Origin of the sequence: Pseudomonas sp. L7, from assembly GCF_046605565.1 — a bacterium.
Classification (GTDB): domain Bacteria; phylum Pseudomonadota; class Gammaproteobacteria; order Pseudomonadales; family Pseudomonadaceae; genus Aquipseudomonas; species Aquipseudomonas wayambapalatensis.
Genome location: NZ_CP176784.1, coordinates 4,128,720 through 4,154,434, shown reverse-complemented (window position 1 = coordinate 4,154,434; position 25,715 = coordinate 4,128,720). Strand labels below are relative to the sequence as shown.

The following is a 25,715-nucleotide window of genomic DNA, read 5'->3' as shown; positions in this document are numbered from 1 at the left end:
TTAGACAGGGTTCTGTGGACGCCAGGGTTCGATCAGGGCGTCCAGGTTCAGGGCGTCGGCGAAATCCAGGAACTGGTCGCGCAGCCAGCTGATCTGGGTGCCGGCCGGCAGGATCACGGTGAACTGTGCGTTGAGCATGCTGCTGCCAGTCTGCGGGGCGAGGTAGGTGTCGCAGGTCATCCCGTCGAGCTCGACGCGGTGGTCGAGGAAGAACTGGCACAGCTCGTTGATGATGTCCGGGCGATAGGCGGCGCTGACGTAGGCAACGTAGGGCAGTGCCTGTGGGCGAACCTCCTGCTCGGCGCTGCGCACCACATCGAGGGTCAGGCCATGCTTCTTGCCAAGGCCGGGCAGGGTGGTCTCAAGACGGGCCAGGGCATCCCAGCTGCCACCGACCTGCAGTACCAGGGCGCTGGTTTCGCCGTGGCGCGACAGGCGCGAGGTGACGACCGCACAGCGGTTTTCGAAGGCTGCGCGGCTGAGGACGTTGGCAAGCTCCATGGGATTGGGGCCCAGGGCACTGATGACGAGGAATTGTTCGCGGGGGGCGGTGGACATGCAGCATTCCTAAAGCGATGAGCGGTCGGCGAAGGACGAGAGCAAGCCTCACTGTCGCCCTTATTCGCAGCCCTGTGGGGCATGACGAAGTACTGGCGTGGAGCACTGTCGACGGCCCGGCGGGCCGCACTGCGCCGATCAAAGAATCAAGGGTAGCGAAAAGCGACGCCGAGGGGAATGCTCCGCCCGCCAGCTTCGCTTGTGCAAGGTCGATGGCGCCAGTACCATTACCGCTCTCTTTTTCCGGCAGGAGCAGTTTCATGATCGCGGGCAGTATGGTGGCATTGGTCACACCCATGGATGCACAAGGGCGTCTGGATTGGGACAGCCTCGATAAACTGGTCGACTTCCACCTGGAAAAGGGCACCCACGCGATCGTAGCGGTCGGCACCACTGGCGAATCCGCCACGCTTGACGTCGAAGAGCACATCCTGGTCATCAAGCACGTGGTCGAGCGCGTCAAGCGCAGCGCCCGCCGCATCCCGGTGATTGCCGGCACCGGCGCCAACTCCACCGCCGAAGCCGTGCACCTGACGCAGAACGCCAAGAATGCCGGCGCCGACGCCTGCCTGCTGGTGGTGCCGTACTACAACAAGCCGACGCAAGAAGGCCTGTACCAGCACTTCAAGCACATCGCCGAAGCCGTCGACATCCCGCAGATCCTCTACAACGTGCCCGGTCGCACTTCCTGCGACATGCAGGCCGAGACCGTGATCCGCCTGTCGAAGGTCAAGAACATCATCGGCATCAAGGAAGCCACCGGCGACCTGGTCCGTGCCAAGGCCATCCTCGACGGCGTCGACAAGGACTTCATCGTCATGTCCGGCGACGATCCGACGGCCGTCGAGCTGATCCTGATGGGCGGCAAGGGCAATATTTCCGTCACCGCCAACGTCGCCCCGCGCGAAATGGCCGATCTGTGCGAGGCCGCCCTTGAGGGCAATGCCGAGAAGGCCCGCGCGATCAACGAAAAACTCATGCCGCTGCACAAAGACCTGTTCTGCGAAGCCAACCCGATCCCTGTGAAGTGGGCGCTGGTGGAAATGGGCCTGATGCACAAGGGCATTCGCCTGCCGCTGACCTGGCTGAGCGAAGGCTGTCACGAAAAAGTCCGTACTGCCTTGCGCCAGTCCGGCGTACTGGTTTAATCGAGGAAGTACACCGCATGAAGCGACTGGCTGGTCTTTCCGCGCTCGCCCTGATCATCTCCAGCACCAGCGGGTGCGGCTGGCTGTGGGGCGAGGATGGCTATTTCCGCGACCGCGGCAGCGATTACCTGCAGGCGCACCCGACTGCGCCGATGCAACTGCCGCCGGACGCCGCCAACGTCAAGCGCCTGGATCCGCTGCTGCCGATCCCGCGCAACGTGGCCGACGACAACGCCACTGGCGAGTTCGAAGTTCCGCGTCCGCAGCCGCTGTCGGCCAGCGCCGACGTCAGCGATTTCACCCTGCAGCGCAGCGGTGCCAACCGTTGGGTGCTGGCCCAGCGCTCGCCGGCCGAAGTCTGGCCGGTCGCGCGCCAGTACTTTGAAGACAATGGTTTCCGCATTGCCGAAGAGCGTCCGCAGACGGGTGAGTTCAACACCACCTGGCAGCGCTTCGATGAGCTGTCTGCCTCGCTCGGCCAGCGCCTGGCCAGCACCTCCAGCAGCCCGGACAGCGAAGTGCGCGTCCGTGTGCGCATGGAGCCCGGCGTGCAGCGCAATACCTCCGAGGTGTACGTGGTCAGTGTCGAGCGTCCGGCCGGCAGCACCGCCGAGCCTGGCTTCCCGAGCACGTCGAGCAACACCGGCGTCGATGCGCTGCTGGTCGACGAACTGCTGGCCAGCATGAACCGCAGCGCCGAGAAGGGCGGTTCGGTGTCGCTGCTGGCGGCGCGCGATTTCGATGCCCCAAGCCAGGTCAGCCTGAGCGAGGACGGCAGCGGCAACCCGGTGCTGTTCCTGGGCTCGGACCTGGACCGCGCCTGGTCTGGCGTAGGCCGCGCCCTGGAGCAGGGCGAATGGCGTGTCGAGGACATCAACCGCAGCCTGGGCCTGTACTACATCAACCTGTCCGAGAAACCCGAGGACAAGCAGAACGAGCCGGGCTTCTTCAGCCGCCTGTTCGGCAGCGCGCCGAGCAAGGAAGAGCGTGAAGCACGCGCCGAGCGCTACCAGGTGCGCCTGAGCAAGGTGGGCGAGTCGGTCCAGGTCACCGTCGAGAAGAACATCAACACCGTGGCCCCGGCCGATGTGGCCCGCCGCGTGCTGAGCGCGATCCAGGACCGTCTGGGCTAAGTGCGCTTCGCGGTACTGGGAAGCGGTAGCCAGGGAAATGGCACGCTAATCGCCAGTGACGATACCTTCGTCCTGGTCGATTGCGGGTTCTCCCTGCGCGAGACCGAGCGGCGCCTGGCGCTGCTCGGGGTGTCGGCAGCACAACTGAGCGCCGTGCTGGTGACCCACGAACATGCCGACCATGTGCATGGCGTCGGGTTGCTGTCGCGGCGCTACAATGTACCGGTCTACCTCAGCCAAGGGACCTTGCGCGGCATGCGCAAGCCGGTGGAGGTCGCCGGTTTTCTCGGTTGTGGCGACGTACTGGACATTGGCAGCCTGCAGGTCAGTGCCGCGCGGGTCGAGCACGATGCGCTCGAACCCCTGCAATACGTGATCAGTGACGGGCGCCGGCGTTTCGGCATGCTCACCGACCTGGGCAGCTACGATACGTACCTGCTGGAGCGTTACCAGGGCCTCGACGCGTTGCTGATCGAGGCCAATCACTGCCGTGACCTGCTGGCGCGCGGGCACTACCCGTACTTTCTCAAGCAGCGGGTTGGCGGCAGCCAAGGACATCTGAACAACCACCAGGCTGCCAACCTGGTGGCCGAGCTGGGCTGGAAGCACCTGCAACACCTGGTGCTGGCCCACCTCAGCAGCAAGAACAACCTGCCACAACTGGCCCGTCAGTGCTTCGTCGACACCCTGGGGTGCGATCCGGACTGGCTCCAGGTGGCGAATCAGGAACACGGGCTCGACTGGCGCGAAATCGCCTAGCCCAACCACTCAAGCAAGCGGAGCCCATCATGGAAAAACGCGACGAACTCTACCGCGGCAAGGCCAAATCGGTTTACAAGACCGACGACGCCGACCGCTTGATCCTGCTGTTCCGTAACGACACCTCGGCGTTCGACGGCAAGCGCATCGAGCAGTTGGACCGCAAGGGCATGGTCAACAACAAGTTCAACGCCTTCATCATGCAGAAGCTCGAAGAAGCCGGCGTGCCGACCCAGTTCGACAAGCTGCTGGGCGACAACGAGTGCCTGGTCAAGAAGCTGGACATGATCCCGGTCGAGTGCGTCGTGCGTAACTACGCTGCCGGCAGCCTGGTCAAGCGCCTGGGCGTCGAGGAAGGCATCCAGCTGACGCCTTCGACCTTCGAGCTGTTCCTGAAGAACGACGAAAAGGGCGACCCCTTCATCAACGAATCCCACGTTGTCGCGTTCGGCTGGGGCACCGCCGAGCAGTTGGTCGAGATGAAGAAGCTGTCGCTGAAGGTCAACGAAGTGCTGAGCAAGCTGTTCGATGACGCTGGCCTGCTGCTGGTTGACTTCAAGCTGGAGTTCGGCGTGTTCCACGGCCAGATCGTCCTGGGCGACGAGTTCAGCCCTGATGGCTGCCGCCTGTGGGACAAGGAAACCCGCAAGAAGATGGATAAGGACCGCTTCCGCCAGGGTCTGGGCGATGTCATCGAAGCCTACGAAGAAGTCGCCAAGCGCCTGGGCGTGCCGCTGTAACCCGCACGCTCACGCAAGCGCCTGATACCACGCGAATTTTTTTCGAAAAAGGTTTGCCAGAAACGAAAACGCTGGTATGATGCGCGCCACTGGAGAGATGCCGGAGTGGTCGAACGGGACGGATTCGAAATCCGTTGTACTGGCAACAGTACCTAGGGTTCAAATCCCTATCTCTCCGCCATACATGAAAAGCCCCGCTGATGAAAATCAGCGGGGCTTTTTTATGGGCAAAATTCGACGATAGGTAGGCTCGAGGCTCTCAAGAGTTTGCGGCAGATATCAGCGCTTCGGCCTCAAGTCTGCCGGGTCGCTGCCAATTCAACGACCGGCTTTGACAGGCCGCTTCGATCACTGAAACTCGAATTCCTTTTGAAACAGGTTGCTCAGGATCTGGGTGTTGCCTTGAGCATTGCAGACCGACGATTGTTTTGGGGTCAGGAGCTGCCGCGATCAGAGGCCTGGTCAGGATGGCTTTGACCAGGATGCTAGTAGATCGCTATGGATCTTTGCCGATGGCGGCGCCCCCATCGCGGGACCAGCCCGCTCCTACAGGTAGAATGAACCAGGACTAAGCCGAAAGCGCGCCCGAGAAGCTCGGGCGCGCTTTTTAGTTATGCGAATTTACTTTCCAGCGCTCTGCACAGCACTCGTAAGGATCCGTCACACCCTCAGGCAACAGCCGTGCTGCGTGCAGGCCGGCGGCGATACAGCACAAGCGTTGCAGTGAGCGCACACAGCGCTGCAAACATCAGCCAGTAAGCCGGGGCGGCCTTGTCTGACGTGGCATGGATCGCCCAGGTGGACACCGCCGGGGTGAAGCCGCCGAATACCGCAGTGGCGAGGCTATAAGCCAGGGAGAATCCGGCAACACGCACTTCGGTGGGCATGATTTCGGTCAGGGCCGGGATCAGTGCGCCGTTGTACACGCCGTAGAGGCACGAGAACCACAGCAGCACCTCCAGCATGTGAGCGAAGCTGGGGCTCTGGGCCAGGTACGACAGAGCAGGATATGCCGTGAGCACGGTCAGCAGGGACATCGCCGCCAGCAGCGGTTTGCGTCCCAGGCGATCGCTCAACGTGCCGCCGATCGGCAGCCACAGGAAGTTGGACACGGCGACCAGCAAGGTCACCATCAATGCGTCACTGGTATCGAGCTGCAGCACGGTTTTGCCAAAGGTCGGGGCGTACACGGTAATCATGTAGAAAGCGGTGGTGGTCATGGCCACCATCAGCATGCCCAGGATCACCACCGATGCGTTGGCGCACAGCGTCTTGAACACTTGGCTCATGGTCGGGCGATGTTCGCGTTTGGCGAATTCTTCGGTCTCCTGCAGGTTACGGCGCAGCAGGAAGATGCACGGGACGATCAGGCAGCCCACGGCGAAGGGAATCCGCCATCCCCACTGGGAGAGCTCCTCGGCGGACAACCACTGATTCAAGCCATAACCCAGGGCTGCGGCAACCATGATGGACACCTGCTGGCTGGCCGATTGCCAACTGGCGTAGAAGCCTTTGCGCCCGGGCGTGGCCATCTCCGCCAGGTAAACAGAGACGCCGCCGAGCTCGGCGCCGGCCGAGAACCCTTGCAGCAGCCTGCCTAGCAACACCAGGGCGGGCGCCCATAGACCGATACTGGCATAGCCGGGCACGAACACGATCAGCAAGGTGCCGCTGGCCATGATCGCCAAGGTCACGATGAGGCCCTGGCGCCTGCCTACGTCATCGATGTAAGCACCAAGGATGATTGCGCCCAGCGGGCGCATCAGGAAGCCTGCGCCGAACACGGCGAAGGTCATCATCAAGGAGGCGAATTCGTTACTGGCAGGGAAGAACGCGGCAGCGATCTGGGTGGCGTAGAAGCCAAACAGGAAGAAGTCGAATTGTTCGAGGAAGTTGCCGGAGGTCACCCGGAAGACTCTTCCGGCTTTGGATGAAGCTTTGGCAGGGAGGGTGGGATTCATCACAGGCTCCAGCTATTCAGCGAATCTTTGTAAGAGGTTGTAACTAAAGATTCTTGCAGAAAGAGCATGAGTCAAAACATGAAACTTTCATTAGGTTGGCGCCTGTGGTGCCGTCAGCGGACGATCAATCGAGGCTGTTCTCGAGCGCCGCTAACAGTGCCTCGTACAACTGCTCCACCTCCGGCAGCTCCCTGGCCCGCAGGCAGCCATGAACCAGCCCGTGGCCGGGGAAGTAATCCACTGTCACGCCGTGATCCTCCAGCCGTTGCGCATAAAGCAGGCCGTCATCGCGCAATGGATCGAACTCGGCCACGGCAATGAAAGCGGGCGCCAGCCCTTTGAAATTGTCGGCGAGCAGCGGTAGCGCCAGCGGGCTGCGGGTAGTGGAGGGCAGGTAGGCATTCAGGCAGGCCTGCATGTCCGCGACAGACAGCAGCGGCGCATCGGCACATTCGCGTCGCGACACGCTGTCCTCGTCGCCCAGTGCTGGATAGATCAGTGCCTGCATGCGCGGCTGCGGCTCACCGGCCTCGCGCAGTGCCAGGCACAAGGCGGCGGCGAGGTTACCCCCGGCGCTGTCGCCGATGGCGACCAGGCGCGTGGGGTCGATCGGTATATCCAGCACGCCATCGCGCAGGGCGCGCCAGGCGGCGAGGCTGTCGTGCAGGGCGGCGGGGAAGGGGGTTTCCGGCGAGAGTCGGTAATCCACCGCCACCACTAGCACCTCCAGGCGAGCTGTCAGTTCGGCGCAGAAGAATGCGTGTGAATCGAGCCCGCCCAGCATCCAGCCGCCGCCATGCATGAATAGCAGCGCTGGCCACCCATCGGCCGGTGCCGATTGTGCAGGCTGGAACACGCGCAGCGGCGCCAGTCCGGGCAAGCTCAGGTCGCGCACCTGCACGCCTTTCGGGCAGGGCGGGGTGAAGGCGGCTGCCATGCGTGAATAGGCCGCGCGCTGGGCCGTCAGTGCGGGATCGGCCACACCGAAGGCGCGGGTCCGCTCGATGAAGACCTGCATGCCGGCCGAGAGTGCGTAGCGCTGCATTACCGTTGCGCGACCAATGCCGCATCGGCGGGCTTGCCGTCGAATGTGGTGACGCCTTCGAGCCAGGCCGAGACCTGCTCGGGGTGTGCCTTGAGCCAGTCTCGCGCGGCATCGAGCGGCGCTTTGCGGTTGAGGATCGGCTCCATGACCTGACTCACACCTTCATTGGTGAAACGCAGGTTGTGCAGCAGCTTGGCGACGTTGCCGCATTGTTGCTGGTAACCGGCAGCGGTCATGATCGAGACGGTGGCCGAGCCTTCGTTGGGGCCGAAGGCGTCATCGCTGCCGGAGAGGTAGCGCATGTCGATCTGCAGGTTCATCGGGTGCGGCTTCCAGCCGGCGAACACCACCCACTCGCCCTTCTGCACGGCACGCTTGACCGCTGTCAGCATGCCAGCCTCACTGGACTCTATGCCCTTGAAGCCCTTCAGGCCGAATTTGTCTTCGGCGATCATCTGCGCGGTGATGCGGTTCATGCCGCTGCCCGGTTCGATCAGGTACAGCTGGTTCTTGAGCTTGTCGCGAAACCTGGCGATGTCGGCGAAGGTTTTCAGGCCTGCGTCGTAGGCGTAGGCAGGCACGGCATAGGTGGACTGAGCATCGGCGAGGGTGGCGGGGCTGATCACGTCGATCTGCTGTTTGTCCAGGAAGGGCTTGGCCACCGATTGCATGGTCGGCTGCCAGTAACCGAGGAACACATCGAGGCGTTTTTCCGCGATGCCGGCCAGGACGATCTGCTGCGAGGCGCTGGTCTGCTTGACCTTGTAGCCCAGACTGTCGAGCAGGGCTTCGGCGACGGCGCTGCTGGCGACGACATCGGTCCAGTTCACCGAGCCCATGCGCACATTCTGGCAAGCGGCGGGTTCTGCGGCCCAGCTGGCTGCGCTGATACTCAGGAGTGCGGCGCAGGTGGCCGCCTTGATCGATCGCTGCATGACTTTTCCCCTCACGAGACGGTGATTATCGTTGTTATGTCATGACGCCCCGCGCGGCGGTGGCTGCCGCTCAGGTTATGAGCCGGCCGAGCGGAAAAATCGCACCCAGGCGACCTGCTTTTGCACCCAGGCGACTTCGAGTTTGGCACGCTACCGGATGAGGCGCTTGGCCGGGACGCTGTTCTGGTTGTTCAAACATCACGCAACCCGTTGATTTTGCTTGCGCTATTCCCCTCCCTGATTGTGCCGCCCGCGTTGCGGGTATAGACTTTGCAAACTCTTCACCAAAGGCCCCCTTTGGTCCTCGCGACCGCCCGCCAGCATGAAACCGATCCAGTTGCCCCTGGGTGTGCGCCTGCGCGATGACGCCACCTTCATCAACTACTATCCGGGTGCCAACGCCGCGGCGCTGGGCTATGTCGAGCGGCTGTGCGAAGCCGACGCCGGCTGGACCGAGAGCCTCATCTATCTATGGGGTAAGCAGGGCGCGGGGCGTACTCACCTGCTGCAGGCTGCCACCCACCGTTTCCAGCAACTGGGCGAACCCGCTGTCTACCTGCCGTTGGCGCAATTGCTCGACCGTGGCGTGGAGCTGCTCGATCATCTGGAGCAGTACGAGCTGGTGTGCATCGACGACCTGCACGTGATTGCCGGCAAGGCCGACTGGGAAGAGGCGATGTTCCATCTGTTCAATCGCCTGCGAGACAGCGGCCGGCGCTTGCTGCTGGCGGCATCGAGTTCGCCGCGGGAGCTGCCGATCAAGCTTGCCGACCTTAAGTCACGGCTTACGCTGGCACTGATTTTCCAGATGCGTGGCCTGTCCGACGAAGACAAGCTGCGCGCCTTGCAACTGCGGGCTTCACGTCGTGGCCTGCACCTGACCGATGAGGTCGGGCACTTCATTCTCACCCGTGGCACGCGCAGCATGAGCGCACTGTTCGATCTGCTCGAGCGCCTCGACCAGGCCTCGCTGCAGGCCCAGCGCAAATTGACCATCCCCTTCCTCAAGGAAACCCTCGGCTGGTAACCCTGAAAACACCGGGCCAGAGCGGCAAAACGCAAAAGTCACATTTTTTTCGATAAAATTTGCAAATAGGTCCGATAGAAGGCATAGTTTCCCCCTTCTAAAGGATTACAGACACGGTCGTGCCCATGCTCAAGCGCTTCGCACCCCTCGTGCCACTCGCACTCGTGACCCTGCTTTTTGGCTGCGCGGCCCAAGGCCCGATTTCCCAGCCCCAGGATCACCCATCGGTCACCGCGCAAACCGCGGTCAAGGCCAAGGCGTCGCATTCGTCGGTATTCGATGAAGAAGACCTCGCCACCGATGAAGACCTCCAAGCCTTCTCCAGCAACAGCAAGCCCTACCAGCTGCCCGTCCTTGCAGACAGCATCCTGGAGCGTGGCATGTCGCTGATCGGCACCCGTTATCGTTTCGGCGGTACTTCCGAGCAGTCCGGCTTCGATTGCAGCGGCTTCATCGGCTACCTGTTCCGCGAAGAGGCCGGCATGAACCTGCCGCGCTCGACCCGCGAGATGATCAACGTCGACGCACCCAAGGTCGCACGCAACAAGCTCAAGCCAGGTGACCTGCTGTTCTTCAGCACCAATGGCCGTGGCCGTGTCAGCCATGCCGGCATCTACCTGGGCGACAACCAGTTCATCCACTCCAGCAGCCGCCGCAGCGGTGGTGTGCGCATCGACAACCTCGGTGACCGTTACTGGAGCAAGACCTTCATCGAAGCCAAGCGTGCCTTGGCCATGGCGCCGACCACTACCCTGTCGCGCAACTGATATCAAAATGCTGTATCCTCGCACGGCGGCGTAGCTGAAAAGCTAGCCGCCGTGCGCATTTACGAATAGCGTCTAATCTAAATCCTTAACTCTTTTTTCGGCTGCGGCCGATTGGTCTCAGACAGGTTCTGACCCATGGCGATGATGACGCGCTTCGCATTCCTCTCCCTGGTGGCACTGCTTGCCGCCTGTTCCAGCCGTGCTCCGGCCCCGGCACCCGTGGCCAAGCCGCAGGTTACCTTCATTGACCAGCCTTCCTCGTCGCCCGTGGCTGACGACGTGCTGATCCGTGCCATCGGTCTGGTCGGCACCCCGTATCGCTGGGGCGGCAACACGCCGGACTCGGGCTTCGATTGCAGTGGCCTGATCGGTTATGTGTACCGCGATGCGGCGAACATCAGCCTGCCACGCTCGACCCGCGAGATGATCGTCATGCGTGCGCCGACCGTGAACATCAACGCACTGCAGTCCGGTGACCTGGTGTTCTTCGCCACCGGCGGTGGTTCGCAGGTAAGCCATGCCGGGATCTACGTGGGTGAAGGGCGCTTCGTGCATGCGCCGTCCACCGGCGGTACGGTGCGGCTGGACTACCTGTCGAACAGCTACTGGTCCAAGGCCTACCTGCAGGCCAAGCGGGTGTTGACGCCGGGGCATCTGGCGCAGAATCCCTGAGATCGTCGGGGCTGCACAGCAGCCCCGACGTACATTCAAGCCTGCTTGAGCAACAGCGCCACCCCCGGATGGTATTGCCCCGACTCGTTATGCAGCTTGCGGTACGCATACGGGAAGTACCAGGCAATCGCACAGGCCGTGTGCTTGTTCAGGTCATCGACCAGATCCTGCAGTTCCTCGGGGCTTGCATTCTGCCCCGCCTTCCACGGGCTGACGAACAGCGCCCCGGCCTTGAGCTGGCTGGGATAGGCTGTCAGCCGCGCCAACGTCGCCGCCTCCTGCAGGGCCCCCGCCAGATCCAGGCGGGCGATCTTCGGCCAGCGCTGTTCAGTGTGCAGATGAATGGAGTGTTCGGCACCGGCAATCGACAGATCGCAGCGCCCTTCGCGCTCACCTTCGTCACGCTGCTTCTTGCTCTGATACTGCTGCAGCGCCACCAGCTCGGCCTGCCAGGCCGCCGCGGCGAGAATACCGGCATTGGCCTGGGCACCATGCCAGTAGGGCGCGTCGCCGTCGCCGTGGATCTGGTTGAAACGGTCGATGCAGTCGATCCAGCGCTCCAGGGCCGGGCGCAGGAACTCCAGGTGCGGGTTGTTGATGATCAAGCCTTGCATGCCGCGCTCTCCTTTTATTATGGTCGCGTACAGCCGGTGATGGCTATGTGATATCACTGCTTCAATAGTGAGACAAGCATCCAGATCAACCGTTCATCGTCCGCGTTTAATTGACGCTCCCGGTGCAACCCTCTAACCTTCGCGGCGTGTTTCAGGTGCTCTGCGGATCAGCTCCGGCAGGGTGAAACTGGGAAGCCGGTGGGCGCCAGCAGGGCGCGAATCCGGCGCTGCCCCCGCAACGGTAGGTGAGTCAAGGCCGCGCAAGGCCACTGGGTGTCCACACCCGGGAAGGCGCGCGGTTTCGGGCCAAGGCCCGGCTCACGAGCCCGGAGACCGGCCTGTCACTGCCAACGGCATCACGGAGGGTGATGCGCGCTGCCCCGTGGTGTCGCCACGGCTTTTGCGCGCTCCCTTCGCCTGCCTGCCTTGTTTTCTGTCGTTGCCTGGTGCCCGCCCGCGAGTGCCCGACCGGTGCGTCGACAGCTTGCGGAGAACCCCTGATGAGCGAATCCACCGAACGCGACGAACGCCACTTGGCGCGCATGCAGCGCAAAAAAGCGATCATCGACGAACGTATCGCCAACTCCCCCAACGAATGTGGCCTGCTGCTGGTGCTCACGGGCAATGGCAAGGGCAAGAGCAGCTCGGCCTTCGGCATGCTCGCCCGCGCGCTGGGGCATGGCATGCAGTGCGGGGTAGTGCAGTTCATCAAGGGTCGCAACAGCACTGGCGAAGAGCTGTTCTTCCGCCGTTTCCCCAATGAAGTGCGCTACCACGTGATGGGCGAGGGCTTCACCTGGGAAACCCAGGACCGCCAGCGCGACATCGCGGCTGCAGAAGCGGCCTGGGCGGTCTCCCGCCAGTTGCTGCAGGACCCGTCGGTGCAGTTCGTGGTGCTCGACGAGCTGAATATCGCCCTCAAGCACGGCTACCTCGACCTCGACCAGGTGCTCTCGGACATCCAGGCCCGTCCACCGATGCAGCACGTCATCGTCACGGGCCGCGCCGCCAAGCCTGAGATGATCGAGCTGGCCGACACCGTGACCGAGATGGGCATGCTCAAGCACGCCTTCCAGGCCGGTATCCGCGCACAGAAGGGCGTTGAACTGTGAGTCGAGCCACCCGTCATTGCCCAGCGGTGTTGATCGCCGCGCCGGCCTCCGGCCAAGGCAAGACCACCGTGACTGCCGCCCTGGCGCGCCTGCACCGCAACCTCGGGCGCAAGGTGCGGGTGTTCAAGTGCGGGCCGGATTTTCTTGACCCGATGATCCTGGAGCGCGCCAGCGGCGCCCCGGTGTATCAGTTGGACATGTGGATGATCGGCGAGCAGGAGAGCCGCCGCCTGTTGTGGGACGCCGCCGCCGAAGCCGACCTGATCCTCATCGAGGGTGTCATGGGGCTGTTCGACGGCACGCCGTCGAGCGCTGACCTGGCGCGGCATTTCGGCGTGCCGGTGCTGGCGGTGATCGATGGCACTGCCATGGCCCAGACCTTCGGGGCCCTGGCCCTGGGGCTGGCGCGCTACCAGCCCGACCTGCCATTCGCTGGCGTGCTGGCCAACCGGGTCGGCAGCCTGCGTCATGCGCAACTGCTCGAAGGCAGCCTGACCGAAGGCTTGCGCTGGTATGGCGGGTTGTCTCGCGAGCGCGGCATCGAATTGCCCAGCCGTCACCTCGGGCTGGTCCAGGCCAGTGAGCTGAACGATCTGGATGCACGCCTGGACGCCGCCGCCGAGGCCTTGGGCGCCAGCTGCGATGCTGCTTTGCCGCCACCGGTGGCCTTTGTCGAGCCACAAACCGTGCACTCGGCCGCAAGCCTGGCCGGTGTGCGCATCGGTGTGGCCCGCGACGAGGCCTTCGCCTTCCTCTATGGCGCCAATCTCGACCTGCTGCGCGATCACGGCGCGGAGCTGGTGTTCTTCTCGCCGTTGCATGATCGCCACCTGCCTGTGGTCGACAGCCTGTATTTGCCTGGCGGCTACCCCGAACTGCATCACCACGCCCTGGCGGCCAACGCGCCGATGCGCGAGGCGATCCGCGGCCATCATGCCGAAGGCAAACCCTTGTTGGCCGAATGCGGCGGCATGCTCTATCTGCTCGATGCCTTGACCGACGTTGCGGGCGAGCGCGCCGAGCTGCTGGGACTGTTGCCCGGCGAAGCCGTGATGCAGAAGCGCCTCGCCGCCTTGGCGCTGCAGGCTGTCGAGTTGCCTGAAGGCACCCTGCGTGGCCATACCTACCACCACTCTCTGACCACCACCGAGCTTGTGCCCATCGCCCGTGGCCTGAGCCCCAATGGCGGACGTGGCAACGAGGCGGTCTATCGTCTGGGGCGCTTGACGGCGTCCTACGTGCACTTCTATTTCCCTTCCAACCCCGAAGCGGCGGTGGCGCTGTTGCGACCATGAACGAACACGCTTTCAGCGAGGCCGAGCGCGCTGCGGTCTACCGCGCGATCGGCGAACGTCGCGACATGCGCCACTTCATTGGCGGCGACGTGGCGCCTGCGCTGCTTGCCCGGCTGCTGGCCGCCGCGCACCAGGCGCCCAGCGTCGGGTTGATGCAGCCCTGGCGCTTCATTCGGATCAGCCAGCGCGATCTGCGCTTGCGCATCCAGGCGCTGGTGGAGGAAGAGCGGATTCGCACCGCCGAGGCCCTCGGTGAGCGCTCCGATGCATTCATGAGGCTCAAGGTCGAAGGCATCGGCGAGTGCGCCGAGGTGCTGGTAGCCGCCTTGATGGACAAGCGCGAGCCGCACATCTTCGGCCGCCGCACCCTGCCGGAAATGGACCTGGCGTCGATGGCCTGCGCGATCCAGAACCTCTGGCTGGCCGCACGCGCCGAGGGGCTGGGGATGGGCTGGGTGTCGCTGTTCGACCCGCAGGCGCTGGGCGAGCTGCTGGGCATGCCGACTGGGGCCAAGCCGGTGGCGGTGTTGTGCCTGGGGCCGGTGGCGAAATTTTACGAAGCGCCCATGTTGGTGCTGGAAGACTGGGCGCGTGAGCGGCCGCTGAGCGAGATGCTCTACGAGAACCAATGGGGAGAGCGGCCATGAGCATCGCCTTGCTGACCGTCGCCGGTGTGGCGCTGGATGCGCTGTTGGGGGAGCCGCAGCGGCGTCATCCTCTGGTGGCTTTCGGCAACTTCGCCGGGCGTCTGGAGCAGCGCTTGAATGCCGGTGGCCGTGGCTGGCGCAGCCACGGCGTCAGTGCCTGGTTCCTGGCCGTGGTGCCCTTGACCCTGCTGGCGCTGATCCTGTCGTGGCTGCCCTACATCGGTTGGCTGGTGGACGCCCTGGCGCTGTATTGCGCGCTGGGCATGCGCAGCCTGGGCGAGCATGTATTGCCCGTGGCCCAGGCCCTGCGCCAAGGGGATCTGGATGAAGCACGGCGACGGGTAGGCTATCTGGTCAGCCGCGAGACCCGCGAGCTCGACGAGGCTGCCGTGGCCCGCGCCGCCACCGAGTCGGTGCTGGAGAATGGCAGCGATGCGGTGTTCGCCGCGCTGTTCTGGTTCGTCGTGGCCGGTGCGCCGGGCGTGGTGCTGTATCGCCTGAGCAATACCCTGGATGCCATGTGGGGCTATCGCAATGAGCGCTTCGAGCGCTTTGGCTGGGCTGCGGCGCGCATCGACGATGTGCTCAACTTCCTGCCGGCCAGGCTGGTGGCACTGACCTACGCGTTGCTGGGCAAGACCCGCCTGGCCTTGAGGTGCTGGCGCAGCCAGGCGCCACTGTGGGACAGCCCCAACGCGGGCCCGGTGATGGCCGCAGGGGCCGGTGCCCTGGGCGTGGAGCTGGGAGGCCCGGCGGTGTACCACGGCGAGCTGCACGAACGCGCCCGTCTGGGTGAGGGGCCGGTGGCCGATGCCGATGCCATTGAGCGCGGCTGGAGCCTGGTGCAGCGCGGCGTATGGCTGTGGCTGCTGGTGATCTGCACGGGGGCCTGGCTCTATGCTTGAACATGGTGGTCGCCTGCTGCGCGCGATGCGCCAGTACGGTATCGCACGCGAAGACTGGCTCGACCTGTCCAGCGGTATCGCTCCCTGGTCCTTCGCCATCCCATCGATTCCGCTGGATGCCTGGGCGCGCCTGCCCGAGGTCGAGGATGGCCTGGAGCAGGCCGCGCGCGCCTATTACGGTGTCGATGAGCTGCTCGCGGTGGCCGGTTCCCAGGCGGCGATCCAGGCCTTGCCGCACTTGCGCGCGCCCGGGCGGGTCGGCGTGTTGTCGCCGTGCTATGCCGAGCATCCGCACGCCTGGCAGCGCGCCGGGCATGAGCTTGTCGCGCTCGATGACGACCAGGTCGAAGAGGCCCTGGACAGTCTCGATGTGCTGTTGCTGGTCAACCCGAACAACCCGACCGGGCGCTGTGTGCCGCGCGAGCGCCTGCTCGCCTGGCACGCTCGCCTGGCACGACGCGGCGGCTGGCTGGTGGTGGACGAGGCGTTCATGGACAACACCCCGGCACACAGCGTCATCGACCAGAGCGGACGTGCTGGATTGATCGTGCTGCGTTCGTTCGGCAAGTTCTTTGGTCTGGCCGGTGTGCGTCTGGGCTTTGTCATGGCCGAGGCGCCACTGTTGCAGCGCCTGGCCGAGATGCTGGGGCCATGGACGGTCAGCGGTCCGACTCGAATCATCGGCCAGTCGTGCTTCGCTGACCATGCCTCGCAGCAGGCGCAGATCCTGCGCTGCGCCGAAGCCAGCGCACGCCTGGCAGCACTGTTGGCCGAGTCCGGCTTGCCCGCCACTGGAGCCTGTAACCTGTTCCAGTACCTGCGTGATCCGCGCGCCGCGCAGTTGCATGACTTTCTCGCCCGTCGCGGCATTCTCGTGCGCCTGTTCGAAACGCCTGCCGCCCTGCGCTTTGGCTTGCCCGCCTGTGCGGCGGATGAACAGCGCCTGCGCCAGGCGCTGCAGGACTTCCAGAAGGAATCGGCATGACCACCCTCATGGTGCAAGGCACCACCTCCGATGCCGGCAAAAGCACGCTGGTTACCGCCCTGTGCCGCTGGCTGTTGCGCCAGGGTGTCGGCGTGGTGCCGTTCAAGCCGCAGAACATGGCGCTCAACAGCGCGGTGACCGCCGACGGTGGCGAGATTGGCCGCGCCCAGGCGGTGCAGGCCCAGGCCTGCCGGCTGGCGCCGCACACCGACATGAACCCGGTGCTGCTCAAGCCCAACAGCGACACTGGCGCCCAGGTCATCGTCCATGGCCGCGCGGTAACCAGCATGAACGCCGTCGCCTACCACGACTACAAGGCCATCGCCATGCAGGCGGTGCTGGCCTCGCACCAGCGCCTGAGCGCCGCCTACCCGGTGGTGATGGTCGAAGGTGCAGGCTCGCCCGCCGAGATCAACCTGCGGGCAGGCGATATCGCCAACATGGGGTTTGCCGAGGCGGTGGACTGCCCGGTGATCCTGGTGGCCGACATCAACCGTGGTGGGGTGTTCGCCCATCTGGTCGGCACCCTCGAACTGCTGTCGCCCAGCGAGCAGGCGCGGGTGAAGGGGTTTGTCATCAACCGTTTTCGCGGTGATATCGCCTTGCTGCAACCGGGCCTGGACTGGCTCGAGCAGCGTACCGGCAAACCGGTGCTGGGCGTATTGCCCTACGTCACCGACCTGCACCTGGAGGCCGAGGACGGCATTGACCGGCGCCAGTCGCTCAAGGGCGATCGTGTGCTCAAGGTGATCGTTCCGGTGTTGCCGCGCATCAGCAACCACACCGACTTCGACCCGCTGCGCCTGCACCCGCAGGTGGACTTGCAGTTCATCGGACCCGGCCAGCCGATCCCGCCTGCCGACCTGATCATCCTGCCCGGCTCCAAGAGCGTGCGCGGTGACCTGGCGCAATTGCGCGAGCGCGGCTGGGACAGCGCCATTGCCCGTCACCTGCGTTATGGCGGCAAGCTCATCGGCATCTGTGGCGGGCTGCAGATGCTCGGGCGCCAGGTGCACGACCCGCTCGGGCTGGAAGGGCCGGCGGGTTCGAGCGCTGGGCTGGGCCTGTTCGACTACGCCACGGTGCTGGAAGCCGAAAAGCAGCTGCGCAATGTCGCAGGCGTGCTGAGCCTTGAGCAGGCATCGGTGTCGGGCTACGAGATCCACGCAGGTGTCACCCAGGGGCCTGCGCTGGAGCAGCCCGCGGTGATGCTCGCAGACGGCCGTGCCGATGGCGCGATCAGCGCCGACGGGCAGATACTCGCCACCTATCTGCATGGTCTGTTCGAGGGTAGCCAGTCGTGCGCCGCGCTGCTGCGCTGGGCCGGGCTGGATGACGTCGAGGTGGTCGATTACGAGGCATTGCGCGAGCGCGATATCGAGCGTCTGGCCGACCTCATCGAGCAGCACCTGGACACTGCGCAGTTGCGCGCCTTGTGTGGAGTCGCCTGAGATGCGCAACCTGATCCTCGGTGGTGCCCGCTCGGGCAAGAGCCGTCTGGCCGAGCAACTGGCTGCGGCCAGTGGTTTGCCGGTCACCTACATCGCCACCAGCGAGCCGCTGGACGGCGAGATGAATGAACGCGTGCGCCTGCACCGCGAGCGTCGGCCTTCTGACTGGGGGCTGATCGAAGAGCCTCTGGCCCTGGCCCGCGTGCTGCGTGCCGAAGCCGACCAAGGGCGCTGCCTGCTGGTGGATTGCCTGACCCTGTGGTTGACCAATCTGCTGATGCTCGACGACGAGCAGCGCCAGGCCGAGGAGCGTGACGCGCTGCTCGACTGCCTGGGTAGCCTGCCGGGCACGCTGATCCTGGTCAGCAACGAAACCGGCCTGGGCGTGGTGCCCATGGGCGAGCTGACCCGTCGTTACGTCGACCTGGCCGGCTGGCTGCACCAGGCCGTGGCCGAACGCTGTGAGCGCGTGGTGCTCACGGTTGCCGGCCTTCCTCTCATGCTCAAAGGACCTGCTCTATGAATACCACCTGGTGGCTCGATGCCTGCCAACCCCTCGACAACGACGCCATGGAGCAGGCGCGCAGCCGTCAGCAGCAACTGACCAAACCCGCCGGATCGCTGGGCCAGCTGGAAGCCCTGGCGATTAGCCTGGCCGGCCTGCAAGGTCGTGAGCGTCCGAACCTCGAGCGCGTGGCAATCGGCCTGTTTGCCGGTGACCATGGCGTGGTGGAGGAGGGTATCTCCGCCTATCCCCAGGCAGTGACTGGCCAGATGTTGCGCAATTTCGTCGGCGGTGGCGCGGCGATCAGCGTGCTGGCGCGTCAACTGGAGGCGACGCTGGACGTGGTCGACCTGGGGACCATCGACCCCGAACTACAACTGCCGGGCGTGCATCACCTGCGCCTGGGTACCGGTACTGCCAACTTCGCCCGTCAGCCAGCGATGACCGACGCGCAACTGCGCGCCGCGCTCGCGGCCGGGCGCGACAGTGCCTTGCGTGCAGCAGAGCAGGGCGCGCAGTTGTTCATCGGTGGCGAGATGGGCATTGGCAACACCACGGCAGCGGCGGCCCTGGCCAGTGCGTTGCTCGGGTGCCCGGCCAATGCCCTGAGCGGCCCGGGTACCGGGCTCGACTGTGCCGGGGTACGGCACAAGGCCGAGGTGATCGAGCGTGCCCTGACATTGCACGGCCTGCAGGACGGCGACCCGTTGCGGGCATTGGCCTGCGTCGGTGGTTTCGAGATCGCCGCGCTGGCGGGGGCGTACCTGGCCTGCGCGCAGGAAGGGATAGCGGTGCTGGTCGACGGCTTCATCTGCAGCGTGGCGGCCTTGGTTGCCGTGCGCCTCAATCCGCAGTGCCGCCAGTGGCTGCTGTTCGCCCACCAAGGCGCCGAGCCTGGGCATCGGGCCTTGCTCGAGGCGCTGCAGGCAGAACCGCTGCTGGCCCTCGGGCTGCGCCTGGGCGAGGGCAGCGGTGCTGCGCTGGCGGTTCCTTTGATGCGTCTGGCCTGCGCGCTGCACGGGCAGATGGCGACCTTCGCCGAAGCGGCGGTCGCGGATCGCCCGGCATGATCCTCGATCTGCTGCGCCATGGTGAGACCGAACTGGGCGGCGGCCTGCGCGGCAGCCTGGACGACGCCCTGACCGCGCAGGGCTGGACGCAGATGCGTGCGGCTGTCGAGAAGGGTGGGCCCTGGGACGTGCTGGTCAGTTCGCCCTTGCAGCGTTGTGCACGTTTCGCCGACGAGCTGGGCGCAGGTCTCCAACTGCCGGTGCAGCTCGAAGCGGGTGTACGCGAGCTGCACTTTGGCGAGTGGGAAGGACGCAGCGCGGCGCAGATCATGCAGACCGAAGCTGACGCCTTGGGGCTGTTCTGGGCCGACCCATACGCCTTCACGCCGCCTGCAGGCGAGCCGGTTGCCGACTTCGCCGAGCGCGTGCTGGCCGCGATCGAAACCCTGGCCCGGCAACACTCGGGCAAGCGCGTGCTGCTGGTGACCCACGGCGGTGTCATGCGCTTGTTGCTGGCGCGTGCCCGTGGCCTGCCGCGTGAGCAGTTGCTGCAGGTCGAGGTGGGGCACGGTGCGTTGGTACGTCTGGCGCTGCAGGCTGACGGCCAGTTGCGTGAGGTAGCCTGATGCTGCCGTTCTGGATTGCCCTGCAGTTTCTTAGCAGCCTACCGGTAAGCCTGCCGGGCATGCCGGAGCCGCGGCAGATGGGCCGCTCGCTGCTGTTCTACCCCGCCGTCGGGTTACTGTTCGGCCTGCTGCTGTGGGCTGCCAGCGCGCTGCTGCAGGGGGCAGCGGCACCGTTGCAGGCGGCATTGCTGCTGACCTTGTGGGTGCTGCTCAGTGGCGCCCTGCACCTGGATGGCCTGGCCGACAGTGCCGATGCCTGGCTGGGTGGCTTCGGCGACCGCAAGCGCACCTTGCAGATCATGAAAGACCCGCGCAGTGGCCCGATTGCCGTGGTCACCCTGGTGCTGGTGCTGCTGTTGAAGTTCTGCGCCTTGTGGGTGCTGGTCGAGCGTGGCGCGGGTGCCTGGTTGGTTCTGGCGCCAGTGGTCGGGCGGGCTGCGATGCTCGGTTTGTTCCTCTGCACACCTTATGTGCGTGCGGGGGGGCTGGGCTCGGCACTGGCCGAACACCTGCCCAGGCGTGCGGCAGGCTGGGTGCTGCTGGGCAGTGCGCTGGGCTGTCTGGTGCTGGGTGGCTGGCTGGGGCTGTGGCTGCTTCTGGTGGCAGCGCTGGTCTTTGCGTTCTTGCGGCGGCAGATGTGCCGCCGGTTGGGCGGGACCACTGGTGACACTGCAGGTGCACTGCTGGAACTGCTGGAGTTGACGGTGGTATTGGGGCTGGCACTTTTGTATTGATACCCGGGCAAATTCGGAATCTGCCTTCAATCATTGTGGAAATTTCCCAGTGTTTGCAGGGTTACGCTCGGCTTCCTTCCGTGCCCTGGGGTAATCTCCGATGCTCTACCGTCTGCTTGTCGGCCTGTTGTTACTGGTGCCGCTAACGGCTCCAGCAGCTGATCTGATCGATTTCTGGGGCACACCGCGCCACGGTGGTAACAGTTTCAACCGCCTGCCGCCCGAGCAAGCTTACTTCGACGCCCTGCAAGCCTACGGTGCGACCTGGGTGCGGCTTTCGTACGACAAATGGAAGCCGGCCGGCAGGGATTTCCTGTTGGGCGACGCCGACAACTACACAGAGCTTGTCCAGGCAGATCTGGACACACTGAAACAGGTGCTGGATCGCGCTCAGCGTGCAGGCCTGAAAGTGGTCATCGCACCGCTTTCGCTGCCGGGCATGCGCTGGTCGCAGAACAATCAGGGTCATTTCGATGATCGGCTGTGGCAGGACAAGCGCTACTGGGTCCAGTCCGCGGCCTTCTGGCGGGACCTGGCGCAGGCATTGAAAGGCCATCCCGCTGTCGCAGCCTATAACCTGGTCAATGAGCCCGCCCCGGAAAAGCAGGGTGGTCTGCCGGAGCATGCCTCGCAGGAGCAGATGAAAGCCTGGTATGCGCGGCAGCAGGGCGGGCCGCGTGATCTGCCGGCACTGTCTGCCAAGCTGCTGGCAGCGATCCGGGCAGTGGACGACAAGACCCCGGTGATGGTCGATGCCGGCTGGTATGCCGCGGCCGATGCTTTCGGCTATTGGCCAAGGCCGCTGGCAGATGCGCGTGTGCTCTACAGCGTGCACATGTACGAGCCCTACGCTGCCACCAGTGCGCCGAACATGGCGCGCAAGCGGCCGTTCGAATACCCGGGCAGGGTGCCTTTCGCGGGGCGTGACGAGCACTGGGATGCGGCGCGGGTAGCACAGTACCTGCGACTTCCGCTGCAATGGGCCGAGGCCATGCGGGTCCCGCGTTCACGACTGGTGGTCGGCGAGTTCGGCTGTATGCGCCGTCTGCCGGGCTGTCATCGCTACCTGGAGGACGTTCTGGAAGTGCTCGTGCATGAGCGGCTGCACTGGGCCTTCTACAGCTTTCGCGAGGACAGCTGGGATGGCATGGACTACGAACTGGGCAGCGGCAAGGTGCCGTGGCGCTACTGGAAGGCTATCGACGAGGGCGCGCCCGATCCGCTCGAGCGTAAGGCCGGTGAGGCATTCGAACCGATTCGTCGGCGTTTGCAGCCATGAGCGAATCGAGAAACTTCTTGCAACATCCCTGGGTGCGGGTATATACACGCTTTCATGTTGACCAGTGAATGCATCTGCACCCACCTGCGTCGTGCCGCCCGCGGGGTGAGCCGACATTACGACGAGGCCCTGGCGGGCTTCGGTATCAATGTCGCGCAGTTTTCCTTGTTGCGTCATCTGCAGCGGCTCGACCAGCCGAGTATCACCAGCCTGGCCGAGGCCATGGGCCTTGACCGCAGCACCTTGGGTCGCAACCTGCGGGTGCTGGAGGCCGATGGGTTGGTGGCGCTTGGCGAGGGCAGCGACCAGCGCAATCGCCTGGTGTGCCTGACCGAGGCAGGCAAGGCGTGCCTGGCTGCCGCACATCCTGCCTGGGAGCAGGCTCAGCTACAGTTGGTCGAGCATCTGGGCGAGGAGCAGCGCGATGAACTGGTTCGCTTGTTGGAGCGTTTGGCCTGAAATGTGCCCTATAAAGCGGGTATATACCCGCACAAACCTTGCGATGGTTAGGAGACAACAACAATGACTTCCGTTTGGCGAACCAGTGGCTGGGTGCTGCTCGGGGCGGCGCTGATCCTGGCGCTGTCGCTGGGTGTGCGGCATGGCTTCGGCCTGTTCCTGGCCCCCATGAGCGCCGATTTTGGCTGGGGGCGTGAAGTCTTCGCCTTCGCGATTGCCCTGCAGAACCTGATCTGGGGATTGGCCCAGCCGTTCGCCGGCGCGCTGGCCGATCGCCTGGGCGCGGCGCGGGTGGTGATCATTGGCGGCATTCTCTACGCTGCCGGCCTGGTACTGATGGGCATGGCCGATTCGATCTGGTCGTTGTCGCTGAGTGCTGGCTTGCTGATCGGCATCGGGCTGTCCGGTACCTCGTTCTCGGTAATCCTCGGCGTGGTTGGCCGCGCGGTGCCGCCGGAAAAACGCAGCATGGCCATGGGGATTGCCAGCGCGGCGGGATCGTTCGGCCAGTTCGCCATGCTGCCGGGTACGCTTGGGCTGATCCAGTGGCTGGGCTGGTCGGCAGCGCTGCTGGTACTGGGTTTGATGGTGGCGCTGATCGTGCCTTTCGTCGGGCTGCTGCGCGATCGGCCACTGCCCAGCCAGGGCGGCGAGCAGACGCTGGGCCAGGCACTGCGCGAGGCGTGCTCGCATTCCGGTTTCTGGCTGCTGGCACTGGGCTTTTTCGTCTGCGGTTTCCAGGTGGTGTTCATCGGTGTGCACCTGCCGGCCTATCTGGTCGACCAACACTTGCCAGCGACCATCGGCACCACGGTGCTGGCACTGGTCGGGTTGTTCAACATTGTTGGCACCTACACTGCCGGCTGGCTGGGCGGACGCATGTCCAAGCCGCGTCTGCTGACTAGCCTCTATCTGTTGCGGGCGGTGGTGATCGTGCTGTTCCTGTGGGTACCGGTGACCGAATTCAGCGCCTACCTGTTCGGCATTGCCATGGGCCTGTTGTGGTTGTCGACGGTGCCGCTGACCAATGGCACGGTGGCGACCCTGTTCGGTGTGCGCAACCTGTCGATGCTGGGGGGTATCGTGTTCCTCTTCCATCAGCTCGGCGCCTTCCTCGGTGGCTGGCTGGGCGGGGTGGTCTATGACCGCACGGGCAGCTATGACCTGGTCTGGCAGATCTCCATCCTGCTCAGCCTGCTGGCGGCGGCCCTCAACTGGCCGGTGCGCGAACGCCCGGTTGCGCGCCTGCAGGCCACGGCGGCATGAACCGCGCCTTGCTGCGCGGGCTGCTGGTGGCGGGTGCGCTGCTGGTGCTGGCGCTCGCCTGGTGGGGCTGGCATCAGGGCGGATTGGCGTTGATGCAACTGGGCATGGGTGTTTGTTAAGCGCTACCCTGCAAGGCAAGGAATTGTCTTGCAGGAGAACAAGAACATGCTCACTCGTTGGTTCGCGCTACCTTTGCTGGCCCTGACAGTCACTGCTTCCACTTGGGCGGCCGAATGCCCGGCGCTGCTGCAGGGCAGCCTGCCGGAGCTGCGTGGCAAAGGGCAGGTCGAGCTGTGCCAGCGCTACGCCGGCAAGCCGTTGGTGGTGATCAATACCGCCAGTTACTGCGGCTTCGCGCCGCAGTTCGAGGGCCTGGAGGCTACCTACAAGGAGTACCACGAGCAGGGGCTGGAAATGCTCGGCATCCCCTCCAACGATTTCAAGCAGGAAGATGCCGACAGCGAGAAGACCGCCAAGGTCTGCTACGCCAACTACGGCGTCACCTTCACCATGACCAAGACCCAGCCGGTGCGTGGCAAGGATGCGATCCCGCTGTTCGTCGAGCTGGCAAGGCAGAGCAGTGCGCCCAAGTGGAATTTCTACAAGTACGTGGTGGACCGGCGAGGCAAGGTGATCGGCAATTTCTCCAGCCTGACCAAGCCGGATGATCCGGCGTTCCGGGCGGCTATCGAGAAGGCCATTGCGTCGCAGCCTTGATGCAGCGCTTTCTGTTGATGGGCGATCAGTGCGGGTGCACGGTGATTGCCACCAGGCGCATCACCACGGGCCGCACCATCAGCACGCAGACGAACGCCACCGGCATCGCCAACTGATAGGCCTGGAGTACTTTGCGCAAGTAGTCCTGGTCGATGCCGGCCGTGGCAGCGGTAATCACGAAGCACATCAGCATCGCCATGATCGCCGACATGTAGAAGGCGAAGACATAGGGTGTGGCACTGGCGCGCAGCTTGCGACGGCGGGGCTGGGACAAAGGAGTCATGAGGGCGTCTCTCGGTTGAACATGAGAAGCGCAGGTTAACAATGGCTTCCTGTGCGCTGTAGACCCGTCGCGTTGAGTTCTTTATAAAGAGATTCTTACGAATCCCAAGGGCTGACCATGGATCTGCTCAACGCTATCCGCAGTTTCATCAAGGTCGTAGAGGCCGGCAGCATTGCCGGTGCGGCGCGCGCACTGGGCCTGAGTGCGGCAGCGGTCAGCCAGAACCTGGCCCGCCTGGAGGCGCACCTGCAGGTCCGCCTGCTGTCGCGCAGCACCCGCAGCATGGCCATCACACCCGCTGGCAGCCAGTATTACAGCCGGGTCAAGCATGTGGAGCGCGACCTGATCCTGGCCGAGCAAGCGGTCACCACTCCCGATACCGAGCCTCAAGGGCGCTTGTGCATTGCCGCCACATCGGCGTTCGGGCGCCGTATCCTGGCGCCACTGATTCCTGCTTTCAGTGCACGCTATCCGCTGCTTTCGATAGAAATGGTTGCGAGTGATCGTCGCGTCAATCATGCCCGCGAAGATGTCGATGTCAGCCTGCGTATCACTCCGCAGTTGGAAGACCACTTGCTGGCCCGGCATATCGCCCGTATCCCGTTCGTCTGCTGTGCCTCGCCCGGCTACCTGGCCCAGGCCGGCCGGCCGACCACGCCCGAGGCGTTGCGGGATCACCGCTGCCTGGTGCTGCGTTACCCCGTCGATGGGCGGCTGCTGCGCTGGGATTCGTGCGGGACGGTATGCGCTTCGAGGCGGAGTTCGGACGCGTGCTGATCAGCGATGACATCGAGGCCCTGGCGGAAATGGCGCTCAACGATGGTGGGGTGACGCGCCTGGCCGAGTTCCTTGTGCGCCCGCACCTGGACAGCGGTCAGTTGGTGCCGTTGTTCGACTCTGCCCAGCCCGGTGAGGCGTATGCGCAGACCGAGCCGATGGATGTGTTTCTGTGCGTGGCTGATCGCTTTGCCATGACCGCCAAGGTGCGCGTGTTCATGGAGTATCTGCAGGCGAGCCTTGGGGAGAGCTGGCGCGTGCAGGCATGAAAAAACCGCCACGAGGGCGGTTTTTTCATGCAGGTC

Annotated in this window: 28 protein-coding genes, 1 tRNA gene, 1 pseudogene and 1 riboswitch; of the genes and pseudogenes, 24 read left to right on the top strand and 6 right to left on the bottom strand. The window is 64.5% G+C overall.

Translation table 11 applies throughout. The features are described from left to right. Entirely contained in the window at window positions 1-558 is a 558-nt protein-coding gene (locus ACK3BK_RS19140) for a glycine cleavage system protein R (protein WP_054890967.1), read from the bottom strand. Window positions 559-818: 260 nt separating this feature from the next. On the opposite strand from ACK3BK_RS19140, the gene dapA reads away from it, so the two are divergent. The 5 genes from dapA to ACK3BK_RS19115 all read left to right on the top strand — a co-directional run bounded on the left by dapA (window position 819) and on the right by ACK3BK_RS19115 (window position 4,519). After that, window positions 819-1,706: a 4-hydroxy-tetrahydrodipicolinate synthase gene (gene dapA / locus ACK3BK_RS19135; RefSeq protein ID WP_186718949.1), complete on the top strand. Its 888-nt coding sequence runs from the start codon at window positions 819-821 to the stop codon at window positions 1,704-1,706. A 17-nt stretch (window positions 1,707-1,723) separates the two neighbouring features. Continuing rightward, the gene (gene bamC / locus ACK3BK_RS19130) at window positions 1,724-2,839 is read left to right on the top strand and encodes an outer membrane protein assembly factor BamC (protein ID WP_065862225.1); all 1,116 of its coding nucleotides are present in this window, start codon (window positions 1,724-1,726) and stop codon (window positions 2,837-2,839) included. Next, on the top strand, window positions 2,840-3,598 hold the full coding sequence (locus ACK3BK_RS19125; protein ID WP_153773364.1) for an MBL fold metallo-hydrolase: 759 nt from the start codon (window positions 2,840-2,842) through the stop codon (window positions 3,596-3,598). A gap of 29 nt (window positions 3,599-3,627) precedes the next feature. Next, on the top strand, window positions 3,628-4,338 hold the full coding sequence (gene purC / locus ACK3BK_RS19120; protein WP_063545856.1) for a phosphoribosylaminoimidazolesuccinocarboxamide synthase: 711 nt from the start codon (window positions 3,628-3,630) through the stop codon (window positions 4,336-4,338). Between the two features lie 91 nt (window positions 4,339-4,429). Then, window positions 4,430-4,519: transfer RNA gene (locus ACK3BK_RS19115), tRNA-Ser, on the top strand. 487 nt (window positions 4,520-5,006) lie between these two features. Here ACK3BK_RS19115 and ACK3BK_RS19110 read toward each other — a convergent pair. From ACK3BK_RS19110 to choX, 3 genes are all read right to left on the bottom strand, one after another. After that, on the bottom strand, window positions 5,007-6,299 hold the full coding sequence (locus ACK3BK_RS19110; RefSeq protein ID WP_411383092.1) for an MFS transporter: 1,293 nt from the start codon (window positions 6,297-6,299) through the stop codon (window positions 5,007-5,009). Between the two features lie 124 nt (window positions 6,300-6,423). Further along, the gene (locus ACK3BK_RS19105) at window positions 6,424-7,344 is read right to left on the bottom strand and encodes an alpha/beta hydrolase (RefSeq protein WP_411383091.1); all 921 of its coding nucleotides are present in this window, start codon (window positions 7,342-7,344) and stop codon (window positions 6,424-6,426) included. Further along, window positions 7,344-8,279, bottom strand: coding sequence for a choline ABC transporter substrate-binding protein (gene choX, locus ACK3BK_RS19100; RefSeq protein ID WP_411383090.1), 936 nt, complete (start codon window positions 8,277-8,279; stop codon window positions 7,344-7,346). The genes ACK3BK_RS19105 and choX overlap by 1 nt, the downstream gene beginning before the upstream one ends. 322 nt (window positions 8,280-8,601) lie before the next feature. Between choX and hda the strand changes: the two genes are divergently transcribed. The 3 genes from hda to ACK3BK_RS19085 all read left to right on the top strand — a co-directional run bounded on the left by hda (window position 8,602) and on the right by ACK3BK_RS19085 (window position 10,745). Further along, entirely contained in the window at window positions 8,602-9,306 is a 705-nt protein-coding gene (hda, locus tag ACK3BK_RS19095) for a DnaA regulatory inactivator Hda (protein WP_054890953.1), read from the top strand. A 125-nt stretch (window positions 9,307-9,431) separates the two neighbouring features. Next, a complete protein-coding gene (locus ACK3BK_RS19090; protein WP_054890952.1) occupies window positions 9,432-10,073 on the top strand; it encodes a C40 family peptidase in 642 nt (213 codons plus the stop codon). Window positions 10,074-10,208: 135 nt separating this feature from the next. Continuing rightward, complete coding sequence (locus tag ACK3BK_RS19085) at window positions 10,209-10,745, top strand: C40 family peptidase (RefSeq protein WP_186667144.1); 537 nt, start codon at window positions 10,209-10,211, stop codon at window positions 10,743-10,745. A gap of 35 nt (window positions 10,746-10,780) precedes the next feature. Here ACK3BK_RS19085 and ACK3BK_RS19080 read toward each other — a convergent pair whose 3' ends face one another. Next, window positions 10,781-11,359 carry a hypothetical protein gene (locus ACK3BK_RS19080; protein ID WP_411383089.1) on the bottom strand — a complete coding sequence of 193 codons (579 nt, stop codon included), beginning with the start codon at window positions 11,357-11,359 and terminating at the stop codon, window positions 10,781-10,783. A gap of 136 nt (window positions 11,360-11,495) precedes the next feature. Beyond that, window positions 11,496-11,716, top strand: a riboswitch (cobalamin riboswitch). Between the two features lie 143 nt (window positions 11,717-11,859). On the opposite strand from ACK3BK_RS19080, the gene cobO reads away from it, so the two are divergent. The 15 genes from cobO (at window position 11,860) to ACK3BK_RS19005 (ending at window position 24,350) form a co-directional block, all read left to right on the top strand. After that, window positions 11,860-12,471, top strand: a complete 612-nt coding sequence (gene cobO, locus ACK3BK_RS19075) for a cob(I)yrinic acid a,c-diamide adenosyltransferase (protein ID WP_065862217.1) — start codon at window positions 11,860-11,862, stop codon at window positions 12,469-12,471. Continuing rightward, window positions 12,468-13,766 carry a cobyrinate a,c-diamide synthase gene (locus tag ACK3BK_RS19070; RefSeq protein WP_186667142.1) on the top strand — a complete coding sequence of 433 codons (1,299 nt, stop codon included), beginning with the start codon at window positions 12,468-12,470 and terminating at the stop codon, window positions 13,764-13,766. The genes cobO and ACK3BK_RS19070 overlap by 4 nt, the downstream gene beginning before the upstream one ends. Next, a complete protein-coding gene (bluB, locus tag ACK3BK_RS19065) occupies window positions 13,763-14,413 on the top strand; it encodes a 5,6-dimethylbenzimidazole synthase (protein ID WP_411383088.1) in 651 nt (216 codons plus the stop codon). The genes ACK3BK_RS19070 and bluB overlap by 4 nt, the downstream gene beginning before the upstream one ends. Next, on the top strand, window positions 14,410-15,318 hold the full coding sequence (gene cbiB, locus ACK3BK_RS19060) for an adenosylcobinamide-phosphate synthase CbiB (protein WP_186667140.1): 909 nt from the start codon (window positions 14,410-14,412) through the stop codon (window positions 15,316-15,318). Before bluB ends, cbiB begins: the two co-directional genes overlap by 4 nt. Beyond that, the gene (gene cobD / locus ACK3BK_RS19055) at window positions 15,311-16,303 is read left to right on the top strand and encodes a threonine-phosphate decarboxylase CobD (protein ID WP_411383087.1); all 993 of its coding nucleotides are present in this window, start codon (window positions 15,311-15,313) and stop codon (window positions 16,301-16,303) included. Before cbiB ends, cobD begins: the two co-directional genes overlap by 8 nt. Beyond that, window positions 16,300-17,754 carry a cobyric acid synthase gene (locus ACK3BK_RS19050; RefSeq protein WP_288377419.1) on the top strand — a complete coding sequence of 485 codons (1,455 nt, stop codon included), beginning with the start codon at window positions 16,300-16,302 and terminating at the stop codon, window positions 17,752-17,754. Before cobD ends, ACK3BK_RS19050 begins: the two co-directional genes overlap by 4 nt. 1 nt (window position 17,755) lies before the next feature. Beyond that, window positions 17,756-18,277 (top strand): bifunctional adenosylcobinamide kinase/adenosylcobinamide-phosphate guanylyltransferase, encoded by a 522-nt coding sequence (gene cobU, locus ACK3BK_RS19045; protein WP_411383086.1) that lies wholly within the window; start codon window positions 17,756-17,758, stop codon window positions 18,275-18,277. Beyond that, on the top strand, window positions 18,274-19,329 hold the full coding sequence (gene cobT / locus ACK3BK_RS19040; protein ID WP_411383085.1) for a nicotinate-nucleotide--dimethylbenzimidazole phosphoribosyltransferase: 1,056 nt from the start codon (window positions 18,274-18,276) through the stop codon (window positions 19,327-19,329). Before cobU ends, cobT begins: the two co-directional genes overlap by 4 nt. Further along, complete coding sequence (cobC, locus tag ACK3BK_RS19035) at window positions 19,326-19,895, top strand: alpha-ribazole phosphatase family protein (protein WP_411383084.1); 570 nt, start codon at window positions 19,326-19,328, stop codon at window positions 19,893-19,895. The genes cobT and cobC overlap by 4 nt, the downstream gene beginning before the upstream one ends. Continuing rightward, the gene (locus tag ACK3BK_RS19030) at window positions 19,895-20,629 is read left to right on the top strand and encodes an adenosylcobinamide-GDP ribazoletransferase (protein ID WP_411383083.1); all 735 of its coding nucleotides are present in this window, start codon (window positions 19,895-19,897) and stop codon (window positions 20,627-20,629) included. The genes cobC and ACK3BK_RS19030 overlap by 1 nt, the downstream gene beginning before the upstream one ends. Window positions 20,630-20,795: 166 nt before the next feature. Next, on the top strand, window positions 20,796-21,908 hold the full coding sequence (locus ACK3BK_RS19025; protein WP_411384494.1) for a glycoside hydrolase family 5 protein: 1,113 nt from the start codon (window positions 20,796-20,798) through the stop codon (window positions 21,906-21,908). Window positions 21,909-21,962: 54 nt separating this feature from the next. Beyond that, complete coding sequence (locus ACK3BK_RS19020; RefSeq protein ID WP_186711541.1) at window positions 21,963-22,367, top strand: MarR family winged helix-turn-helix transcriptional regulator; 405 nt, start codon at window positions 21,963-21,965, stop codon at window positions 22,365-22,367. A 63-nt stretch (window positions 22,368-22,430) separates the two neighbouring features. Next, window positions 22,431-23,633 carry an MFS transporter gene (locus tag ACK3BK_RS19015; RefSeq protein ID WP_411383082.1) on the top strand — a complete coding sequence of 401 codons (1,203 nt, stop codon included), beginning with the start codon at window positions 22,431-22,433 and terminating at the stop codon, window positions 23,631-23,633. Continuing rightward, window positions 23,630-23,752 carry a hypothetical protein gene (locus tag ACK3BK_RS19010; protein ID WP_411383081.1) on the top strand — a complete coding sequence of 41 codons (123 nt, stop codon included), beginning with the start codon at window positions 23,630-23,632 and terminating at the stop codon, window positions 23,750-23,752. The genes ACK3BK_RS19015 and ACK3BK_RS19010 overlap by 4 nt, the downstream gene beginning before the upstream one ends. 46 nt (window positions 23,753-23,798) lie before the next feature. Beyond that, entirely contained in the window at window positions 23,799-24,350 is a 552-nt protein-coding gene (locus tag ACK3BK_RS19005) for a glutathione peroxidase (protein ID WP_411383080.1), read from the top strand. A 25-nt stretch (window positions 24,351-24,375) separates the two neighbouring features. Here ACK3BK_RS19005 and ACK3BK_RS19000 read toward each other — a convergent pair whose 3' ends face one another. Then, window positions 24,376-24,633: a DUF2798 domain-containing protein gene (locus tag ACK3BK_RS19000; protein WP_065862204.1), complete on the bottom strand. Its 258-nt coding sequence runs from the start codon at window positions 24,631-24,633 to the stop codon at window positions 24,376-24,378. Between the two features lie 117 nt (window positions 24,634-24,750). On the opposite strand from ACK3BK_RS19000, the pseudogene ACK3BK_RS18995 reads away from it, so the two are divergent. After that, window positions 24,751-25,679: pseudogene (locus ACK3BK_RS18995) on the top strand (LysR family transcriptional regulator). Window positions 25,680-25,715 lie beyond the last annotated feature (36 nt).

Excerpts from the sequence above, each read along its gene's own strand:
- ACK3BK_RS19140 (WP_054890967.1), bottom strand. The coding sequence starts at position 558 with ATGTCCACCGCCCCCCGCGAACAATTCCTCGTCATCAGTGCCCTGGGC.
- dapA (WP_186718949.1), top strand. The coding sequence starts at position 819 with ATGATCGCGGGCAGTATGGTGGCATTGGTCACACCCATGGATGCACAA.
- bamC (WP_065862225.1), top strand. The coding sequence starts at position 1,724 with ATGAAGCGACTGGCTGGTCTTTCCGCGCTCGCCCTGATCATCTCCAGC.
- purC (WP_063545856.1), top strand. The coding sequence starts at position 3,628 with ATGGAAAAACGCGACGAACTCTACCGCGGCAAGGCCAAATCGGTTTAC.
- ACK3BK_RS19110 (WP_411383092.1), bottom strand. The coding sequence starts at position 6,299 with ATGAATCCCACCCTCCCTGCCAAAGCTTCATCCAAAGCCGGAAGAGTC.
- ACK3BK_RS19105 (WP_411383091.1), bottom strand. The coding sequence starts at position 7,344 with ATGCAGCGCTACGCACTCTCGGCCGGCATGCAGGTCTTCATCGAGCGG.
- choX (WP_411383090.1), bottom strand. The coding sequence starts at position 8,279 with ATGCAGCGATCGATCAAGGCGGCCACCTGCGCCGCACTCCTGAGTATC.
- hda (WP_054890953.1), top strand. The coding sequence starts at position 8,602 with ATGAAACCGATCCAGTTGCCCCTGGGTGTGCGCCTGCGCGATGACGCC.
- ACK3BK_RS19090 (WP_054890952.1), top strand. The coding sequence starts at position 9,432 with ATGCTCAAGCGCTTCGCACCCCTCGTGCCACTCGCACTCGTGACCCTG.
- ACK3BK_RS19085 (WP_186667144.1), top strand. The coding sequence starts at position 10,209 with ATGGCGATGATGACGCGCTTCGCATTCCTCTCCCTGGTGGCACTGCTT.
- ACK3BK_RS19080 (WP_411383089.1), bottom strand. The coding sequence starts at position 11,359 with ATGCAAGGCTTGATCATCAACAACCCGCACCTGGAGTTCCTGCGCCCG.
- cobO (WP_065862217.1), top strand. The coding sequence starts at position 11,860 with ATGAGCGAATCCACCGAACGCGACGAACGCCACTTGGCGCGCATGCAG.
- bluB (WP_411383088.1), top strand. The coding sequence starts at position 13,763 with ATGAACGAACACGCTTTCAGCGAGGCCGAGCGCGCTGCGGTCTACCGC.
- cbiB (WP_186667140.1), top strand. The coding sequence starts at position 14,410 with ATGAGCATCGCCTTGCTGACCGTCGCCGGTGTGGCGCTGGATGCGCTG.
- cobD (WP_411383087.1), top strand. The coding sequence starts at position 15,311 with ATGCTTGAACATGGTGGTCGCCTGCTGCGCGCGATGCGCCAGTACGGT.
- ACK3BK_RS19050 (WP_288377419.1), top strand. The coding sequence starts at position 16,300 with ATGACCACCCTCATGGTGCAAGGCACCACCTCCGATGCCGGCAAAAGC.
- cobU (WP_411383086.1), top strand. The coding sequence starts at position 17,756 with ATGCGCAACCTGATCCTCGGTGGTGCCCGCTCGGGCAAGAGCCGTCTG.
- cobT (WP_411383085.1), top strand. The coding sequence starts at position 18,274 with ATGAATACCACCTGGTGGCTCGATGCCTGCCAACCCCTCGACAACGAC.
- cobC (WP_411383084.1), top strand. The coding sequence starts at position 19,326 with ATGATCCTCGATCTGCTGCGCCATGGTGAGACCGAACTGGGCGGCGGC.
- ACK3BK_RS19030 (WP_411383083.1), top strand. The coding sequence starts at position 19,895 with ATGCTGCCGTTCTGGATTGCCCTGCAGTTTCTTAGCAGCCTACCGGTA.
- ACK3BK_RS19020 (WP_186711541.1), top strand. The coding sequence starts at position 21,963 with ATGTTGACCAGTGAATGCATCTGCACCCACCTGCGTCGTGCCGCCCGC.
- ACK3BK_RS19015 (WP_411383082.1), top strand. The coding sequence starts at position 22,431 with ATGACTTCCGTTTGGCGAACCAGTGGCTGGGTGCTGCTCGGGGCGGCG.
- ACK3BK_RS19010 (WP_411383081.1), top strand. The coding sequence starts at position 23,630 with ATGAACCGCGCCTTGCTGCGCGGGCTGCTGGTGGCGGGTGCGCTGCTG.
- ACK3BK_RS19005 (WP_411383080.1), top strand. The coding sequence starts at position 23,799 with ATGCTCACTCGTTGGTTCGCGCTACCTTTGCTGGCCCTGACAGTCACT.
- ACK3BK_RS19000 (WP_065862204.1), bottom strand. The coding sequence starts at position 24,633 with ATGACTCCTTTGTCCCAGCCCCGCCGTCGCAAGCTGCGCGCCAGTGCC.